Origin of the sequence: Xanthobacter aminoxidans (assembly GCF_023571765.1) — a bacterium.
In the GTDB taxonomy this organism is placed as follows: Bacteria; Pseudomonadota; Alphaproteobacteria; order Rhizobiales; family Xanthobacteraceae; genus Xanthobacter; species Xanthobacter aminoxidans.
The window spans coordinates 422,890-430,136 of the sequence record NZ_JAMJXC010000004.1 but is presented as its reverse complement, the minus strand read 5'-3'; the positions used below and the strand labels follow the sequence as shown (position 1 = coordinate 430,136).

Annotated in this window: 4 protein-coding genes and 2 pseudogenes; 4 read left to right on the top strand and 2 right to left on the bottom strand. The window is 65.6% G+C overall.

Going from position 1 to position 7,247, the window contains the following annotated elements; genetic code table 11:
• From EJ105_RS09710 to EJ105_RS09695, 4 genes and pseudogenes are all read left to right on the top strand, one after another.
• Positions 1–170: pseudogene (locus EJ105_RS09710) on the top strand (IS5/IS1182 family transposase); the annotation flags it as partial.
• A gap of 129 nt (positions 171–299) precedes the next feature.
• Complete coding sequence (locus EJ105_RS09705) at positions 300–3,584, top strand: S8 family serine peptidase (RefSeq protein WP_082772844.1); 3,285 nt, start codon at positions 300–302, stop codon at positions 3,582–3,584.
• A complete protein-coding gene (locus EJ105_RS09700) occupies positions 3,535–4,068 on the top strand; it encodes an autotransporter outer membrane beta-barrel domain-containing protein (RefSeq protein WP_063112050.1) in 534 nt (177 codons plus the stop codon). Before EJ105_RS09705 ends, EJ105_RS09700 begins: the two co-directional genes overlap by 50 nt.
• A gap of 223 nt (positions 4,069–4,291) precedes the next feature.
• Positions 4,292–4,624: pseudogene (locus EJ105_RS09695) on the top strand (IS110 family transposase); the annotation flags it as partial.
• Positions 4,625–5,474: 850 nt separating this feature from the next.
• Here EJ105_RS09695 and EJ105_RS09690 read toward each other — a convergent pair.
• Together EJ105_RS09690 and EJ105_RS09685 are read right to left on the bottom strand one after the other, a co-directional pair.
• The gene (locus EJ105_RS09690; protein ID WP_029558138.1) at positions 5,475–5,852 is read right to left on the bottom strand and encodes a nuclear transport factor 2 family protein; all 378 of its coding nucleotides are present in this window, start codon (positions 5,850–5,852) and stop codon (positions 5,475–5,477) included.
• Positions 5,849–7,168: a class-III pyridoxal-phosphate-dependent aminotransferase gene (locus EJ105_RS09685; RefSeq protein WP_250166147.1), complete on the bottom strand. Its 1,320-nt coding sequence runs from the start codon at positions 7,166–7,168 to the stop codon at positions 5,849–5,851. Before EJ105_RS09685 ends, EJ105_RS09690 begins: the two co-directional genes overlap by 4 nt.
• Positions 7,169–7,247 lie beyond the last annotated feature (79 nt).

The window sequence follows — 7,247 nt, the reverse complement described above, 5'->3', positions numbered from 1 at the left end:
GGCTCTGGAAGAACTGCTTCTCTCCCGTGCTCTACCGCGACCGAAACGCCATCGAGCGCATGTTCTGCCGCCTGAAAGACTTCCGGCGCATCGCCACACGATATGACCGCCTCGCCATCAACTTCCTTGCAGCAGTCAGCATCGCGGCAACCGTCAGCTACTGGTTATGAGTCTGGACCCTAGGGCTGGCCGCGCTCGGCGCGTCGGTGTCGCATAACGCCTTGGCGCAGAGTCTGTCCACCGCCGATCCCGCGAGTTGGCGCACGCCGGAATACAAGGCCGATTGGGGCTTGGAAGCCATGCACGCCGCCAACGCCTATGCGGCGGGCTACACCGGCCTGGGTGTGACGGTGGGTGTTGTTGATTCAGGTGTCTATAGTGCCCACCCGGAATTCGCCGATGGCCGCGTCAAGCCGCTCACCATCACCGGGACCTTCGGATCGGACGGCTTCTATTTTATGGACGGGTCCGGAAAGCCGCAGAATCAGTCGCCACAACCAAGCTTCTTCAAGGCGGGTGATTCTTATACCGCTCCGGGAACGTACAGCCCCATCTACAACGATCCACACGGGACACACGTCACAGGGACGATCGGGGCCTCCCGAGACGGCGTCGGCATGCAAGGCGTGGCGTTCAATGCCAATGTCTACGTCACCAACACACAAACGAACGACTCGGCACGATACGGAACGAACGTTGATTATGCCTACTTCAAAAACGCTTATGGTAGCCTAGCGGCGGCCGGCGCACGTGTGATTAATTCCTCTTGGGGCAGCCCGCCTACTGGAGACAATTACAACACCATCCAAGGCTTACGCACAGCTTATTCTAAATTTTCTGGCAAGCTCAGCTACGTCGACGCGCTTTCCGAGACCACAAAACAATACAATATTATTCAGGTATTTGCGGCGGGAAACACCGGATACAGCAACCCAAACGTTAGATCTTCGCTACCTTATTTCAGACCGGATCTTGAGAGCAATTGGCTTGCCGTAGGCGCAGCTGCTAAGGGGGGCAATGGCGGCCTAAATCCCGGAGATCTTGTCCTCGCGAGCTATTCAAATCGAGCCGGCGTCGCCAAATATTGGTACGTTGTCGCACCAGGCAGCGCTATCAACAGTACGGTTCCTACCTATGCGCCAGGCGCTCGATGGAATCTCGGTGAATGGGCTATCAATCCAAACAAGCAGACCGGCTACACAACAGTGAACGGCACCTCCATGGCCGCGCCCCATGCCACTGGCGCGCTGGCCCTGATCATGGAGCGATTTCCCTATATGACCAACCAGCAGGCCCGCGATGTCCTGCTCACCACGGCCTATCACCGCAACGTGGTCGCCGGCGTGGCGGATGCCAATCCCAATGCTCCCAACGCCGTCTGGGGTTGGGGCGTGATCGATCTCAATAAGGCCATGAATGGCCCAGGGCAATTTCTTGGCTCAGTCGCCGCGAACCTCCCGGCCGGCACCCGCGATACCTGGTCCAACAACATCTCCGAGGACGCCCTCATCCAGCGCAAGCAGGAGAATGACGCAGCGGCGGCCGCATGGGCAGCCCGCAAGGCCGCCCATGATCCGACACTCACCCCCGAGTGGCAGACCGAGATTCAGGTGGAGACCACGCGCGTCGCGGCTTTCGCCGATGTCCCTACCCGCGGCAGCCTGATTAAGGCCGGAGACGGCATTCTCACGCTCACCGGAACCAATAGCTATTCCGGCGGCACCACATTCGCTGGGGGTATTCTGTCGGTGGCCCGTGACGCCAACCTCGGCGCGGCGGCGGGGGGCCTTACCTTTGACGGCGGCATCCTCCAGGTCACCGGCACCAGCTTCACCACCACCGGCCGGGCCATCACCTGGGGCAACGGCGGCGGCGGCTTCGATATTGCCAGCCTGGACAATACCTTCACCCTGAACCAGTCCCTTTCCGGCACCGGCGGCCTCGCCAAGCTCGGGGCAGGAACCCTGGTTTTCACCGCCACCCACAGCTTCACCGGCCAGGCGACCCTCGCCGGCGGCGGCCTCCAGCTTACCGAAACCGCGAGCCTCATCGCCCCGGTCGTCACCTTGGCAGGAACCACCCTCACCAACGCAGGAACCCTGGCCGGCGGCGTCACCAATGCCGGCACCCTGATCACCACCGGCACCATTGCCGGCGGGCTCAGCAATACCGGCTTTGTCCAGGCCGCCGGCGTGCTCGCCGGAACGGTGAGCAATGCCTCCGGCGCAGCCGTCGCCCTCACCGGCAGCACCACAGGCATCACCCGCCTAAGCAATAACGGCGCCATCGATCTCGGCGGCACCGCCCTGACGGTCGGATCGCTCACCGGCACCACAGCCACCGCCGTTATTGGCAATGGCCAGCTCACGGTAGGCACAGACGGCAGCTCCGCCAGCTATGCCGGACAGATCGTCGATGGCGCCAGCCGCACCAGCCTCACCAAGGCCGGTGCCGGCACCCTCACCCTCACCGGCAACAACTCCTATACCGGCCTCACCACCGTCACCGGCGGCCTGCTGTCGGTGAACGGCGCCTTCTCCTCGACGCTGGCCATCGGCACCTCGGGCACCCTGCGCGGCTCCGGCACCCTCTCCGGCCCGCTGGTGGTGGCCGGGCGGCTGGCGCCGGGCAACTCGCCCGGCACCCTCACCGTCAACGGGCCGGTGACGCTCGCCAGCACCTCCACCTTCCAGACCGACATCGACGGCACCGGCACCGGAACCGGCGCGGGCAATTATTCCCGCCTCGTCACCACCGGCACCAACGGCACAGTCACCGTGGCCGGAACCCTGGCGCCCACCCTGCGCGGCATCACCGGCAGCGCAACCAACAGCTACACCCCGCCGCTGGGCACCAGCTTCACGGTGATCCAGAGCAGCGCCGGCCTCTCCGGCTCCTTCGCCGGCCTGGCCCAGCCGGCGAGCGGCCTGCCCGCCTCCACCCGCTTCGATGCCCTCTACGGCCCCACCAGCCTGGCGCTGGTGGTCACCCCGCTGTGGTACGGCAACCTGGCGGCCAACGGCCTGGCCACCACCGCCAATGCCAGCGCGCTCGGCAGCGCGGTGGACAGCATTCGCCCGGTGGCCGGCATTGCTCTGACCGGAGCCAATGCCGGGCTGTTCAACAGCCTCTACAGCCTGGCCCCGACGGCATTGGCCGCCGCCCTCAGCCAGATGACCGGCGAGGTCTATGCCTCCACCGCCGCCCAGACCTTCGATGACGCCCGCCAGGTGCGCGCCGCCATCAACGAGCGCCTGGACGACGCCACCGGGCCCAAGCCCGACAAGGCCACCGCCAAGCTCTCGTCGAGCCTGAACGTCGCCGTGTGGGCCACCGGCTACGGCGGCTGGGGCAATGCCTCCGGCGACGGCCTCGCCTCCCTGGGCTGGACCCAGAGCGGCTTCATCGCCGGTGCCGACGTCAAGGTGTTCGACACCACCCGCCTCGGCATCGCCGCCGGCTTCGGCCAGTCCGATGGCCATGTGGACAGCCTCAACTCCAAGGCCGACAACAGCCACACCGACCTGGCGCTCTATGGCGTCTCGCAACGTCGCCTTCGGCACCTTCTCCAACGGCCTGGGTAGCAGCTACAACGGCAACACCGCCCAGGTGTTCGGCGAAGTCTCGCGTCCGTTCGCTTTCGGACCGGCTCAGGTGTCGCCGTTCGCGGCGGTGGCCTATGTGAACCAGAACTTCGACGCCTTCTCCGAAACCGGCGGCGCCGCCGCACTCTCAGGCTCGGCGCAGTCCATGAGCACCACGCTTACCACCCTGGGCGCGCGGCTAAGCACCGACATGGTGGTGGGCAACGGCCTCTTCACCCCCAGCCTCAAGCTGGGCTGGCAGCATGCCTTCGGCGACGTGGACACGACGTCGGTGATGTGGCTGAACGGCTCCACCCCGTTCCTGGTCTCCGGCACGCCCATCGCCCGCGATGCGCTGGCGCTCAATGTGGGCCTCAGCTATGCCTTCAACGACGCGGTCAGCGCCGGCTTCGCCTATGACGGCGTGCTCGGCTCCGATGCGCAGAGCAACACGCTCAAGGGCAATCTGCGGGTCAATTTCTGAGCCATCCCCCAGACAAAGAGGACGGCATCCTGCATCGGATGCCGTCCTCATCACTGCCGATAACATGTATGGGTAAGTGGGTGTCCTGGCTCACCTTTTTTACGTAAGGTTACAGGGGATGTTCCGAGCCTGGAGGGCGTGAACTGATGGGGTGGATGCCCCCTCCTGCGGGCTCGTATTGTGTCCGGGCAGCGCCGTGGTGGCGCTTTCAAGGGAGGGGCACATGCCAGATGTTCATGTCCTTGCGATCGACCTGGCCAAGCGGAGTTTCCAGGTCTGCGGCACGGATCGGGGCGGGGCGGTTCTGTTCAACCGGACGGTGTCCCGCGCGAAGCTGATCCAACTGTTGAGCGCGCAGCCGCCTTGCATCGTGGCGATGGAGGCCTGCGCAACGAGCCATTATTGGGGCCGCGTCGCTCAAGGCCTTGGACGCCACGTGCGGCTGGTTCCGCCGATCTACGTGAAGCCCTTTGTGAAGCGGCAGAAGAATGATGCCGCTGACGCGGCCGCGATCGCCGAAGCCGCGCTGCGTCCGAACATGCATTGCGTCGCGGTTTGAAAAGTCATGGCTGCATGGGAAAGCACGTACCCTCGCACGCCAGCAACCGCGAACGCGAAATGCCATATCGAAAATACGAAAGTCATGTTGAATTTCGCGTCGTCCGACTTGAGGTGGTCCCCATACAATCAAAGCCACACGCTGCGCAATTCGTTCGATCTCGCGCGCAACATGGGGCGGCGAGCGATTTCATAGTGCTATAGCGAAAACGTAGTGATCATCACTATCGGACGCGGCCCGCCATTTCATTCCCCGCGTCGGCACTGGCTTTTGCTTGATCCACCGATGCTGGCGGCTGAAATCCCGTTCCCATGATTCGCACCTCGCCCTCGGCAATTCGACGCCCAGGGCGAATGCGCATGGATGGTCCGGGCCGGCGCACCCGCCGTGAATGCGGATGCGCCGGGGCGGAGCATGGCGGATTGCTCAGTAAATCCGGGGTGACGGCTTTGCTCGGCGCCCTCGGCGCCCTCGACGCTCGGCCTGAGCGAGCGGACGAGCAACCGCGCTACGGGCTTCTGTCAGGGAAGCAAGATTGGAGAGCGGGCGCCCCAAGTCGAGGGAGGCAGCTCTCGCGGGCATATGCGCAGGGATATCGCCCGTCGGGTGTTGTTGCAGCGGCAGAAGCTTGTCCTTGACCGTCTGCAGCAGCGCGTGTGGGCGTGAGCCGAGCCGCGTACATCCCCGATCAACAACAGATGCGCCGGCGGGAGCATCAGCTCCGCCGGCGATTCAATCTTGAAGATGGTGTGGGGGCGGCCCTGCGAACGCCTCGACCTGGCGCGGGATCGACGCGGCTCACCGCATCACGCCGGCATCGAACGGGTGCCGCCCCCTCTCGTCCGTCCTACGCGCTGGCGAGCGGGTCGTACGCCCAGGCCTTGCAGACGATCTTCCAGCCGTCGGCATACTTCACCAGCAGCAGGTCATCGACGAAGCGGTTGGGCAGGAGGGCGTCGCGCACCCGTACATGGGCGGTGGAGGGGCTGGTCAGCGTCACGGCGATCACCTCGTCATGGCGCGGGTCGTTGCGGGAGGCCGGGGCGGCTCGTCCCGCCACCCGCTCCATATAGGCGTCCATACCCAGCGCTGCGGTGTTCCCACCCTCGGACGAGAAGAGCTGCGCCTGCGGATGAAACGCCTTCCGGAAGCCTTCGACGCTGCCGAAGTAAAGCGCGTCGAAATAGCCCTGCACCGTGGCAAGAATGTTCTCGATCTCGTTCATCCCCGAGCGCCTTCCATTGTCATGTTGTGCTCGCGATCCGCGAGGCAGAGGTTTTCATCGAGGATGCCAAGAAGCGTCTCGGCTTCCTGCTCCGAGATGATGAGGGGCGGCGCGAGGAAGAGGGACACCTGCTCACCGCTGGTGCCGATCACCGCGCCTTGGGCGAGCGCGCCCGCCGCGACCCGAGAGGCGATGGGAGCCTCAACCGTGTCGGCCCGCCAGTCGCGCCAGTCGGGGCCGAACAGTTCGATGGTCCAGTGGAGCCCCTGTCCGGCAACCCGCGCGACGCTGGGATGGCGGCCGGCGATCTCGCGCAGGCGTCGGGCGAAGAGCGTCTCCAGCGCCGCGACGCGGGCCAGCAGGTCTTCCTCCACAAGGATGTCCAGATAGGCGGACACGGCAGCCATGGCCATGGGATGGCCGCGCAAGGTGCCGTAATTCTGCCAGCTCTTGCCGTCCAGCTCGGCCAGCACATCCTTGGAGAGGATGATGGCCGCAACCGGCGCCATGCCGCCGCCGAGGCCCTTGCCCAGCGTCACGATATCCGGCCGGCTCTGGCCTCCGGTGAAGGCGAAGGTGCGGCCGGCGCGGCCGAGGCCCGTCACCACTTCGTCGGCGATCCAGAGCGCGCCGTTGCGGCGTGCCAGTTCGGCCATCGCATCCTGGTAGGCGGCGTCATGGTAGAAGCCGCCCTGGGTGTAGTCGATGATCACGGCGGCCGACTGGGCCAGCTTGCCGGCCTCGCCCGCGAGGCGTTCGGCCGTAGAGCCCGCAGACGGGGTGGCATCGGCGAGATAGAGCGCGCCGTCGGGGGCGGGCAGTACGTGCACCTGGGCGCCGGGCGGGGGCACCTTGGTCTCGCCCGGAGCGGCGAGGCCGCCATGCCAGTGCGGCTGCACCGTGACGTCGCGGCTCAGGCCGACAAGGCCGTGATAGGCGCGCTCGCGGGTGGCGATGGCCTTTCTTCCCGTCAGGGCCTGCGAGAGGGAGAGGGCGAGGTCGTTGGCCTCGCTGCCGCTCAGGCAGAAGCGGACCGCGCCCGCCCAATGCGCCTCTTCGCTCAGACCCACCTCGAAGAGACGCTCGGCGGCGGCGTCCCGTCCGCGCCAGTTCCAGCCCTCGCTCACCATCGGCAGAGTGGCGGCCTCGCGCAGCGCAGCCGCCATGCGCGGATGGCCATGGCCCAGAGGGCCGCCGGTATTGCTGCCGTCGAGAACCTTACGTCCGTCGCTGAGGTGGAAATAGACGCCCTCGCCCCCCACCACCAGCGGCGCGGCTGAGCCAGCGTTAAGACCCGTCCGAAGCAGCCTGCTCATTGCGCGTTCCTTACCCGTCATGGGAGCGAACCTAGGAAGGGGCGCTGGATCGCGACAGCTCCAGTTTCAGGGATAATCG

What these genes read in the sequence shown, in the direction of transcription:
- EJ105_RS09705 (WP_082772844.1), top strand. Translation starts at nt 300, where the DNA reads ATGCACGCCGCCAACGCCTATGCGGCGGGCTACACCGGCCTGGGTGTG.
- EJ105_RS09700 (WP_063112050.1), top strand. Translation starts at nt 3,535, where the DNA reads ATGGCGTCTCGCAACGTCGCCTTCGGCACCTTCTCCAACGGCCTGGGT.
- EJ105_RS09690 (WP_029558138.1), bottom strand. Translation starts at nt 5,852, where the DNA reads ATGAACGAGATCGAGAACATTCTTGCCACGGTGCAGGGCTATTTCGAC.
- EJ105_RS09685 (WP_250166147.1), bottom strand. Translation starts at nt 7,168, where the DNA reads ATGAGCAGGCTGCTTCGGACGGGTCTTAACGCTGGCTCAGCCGCGCCG.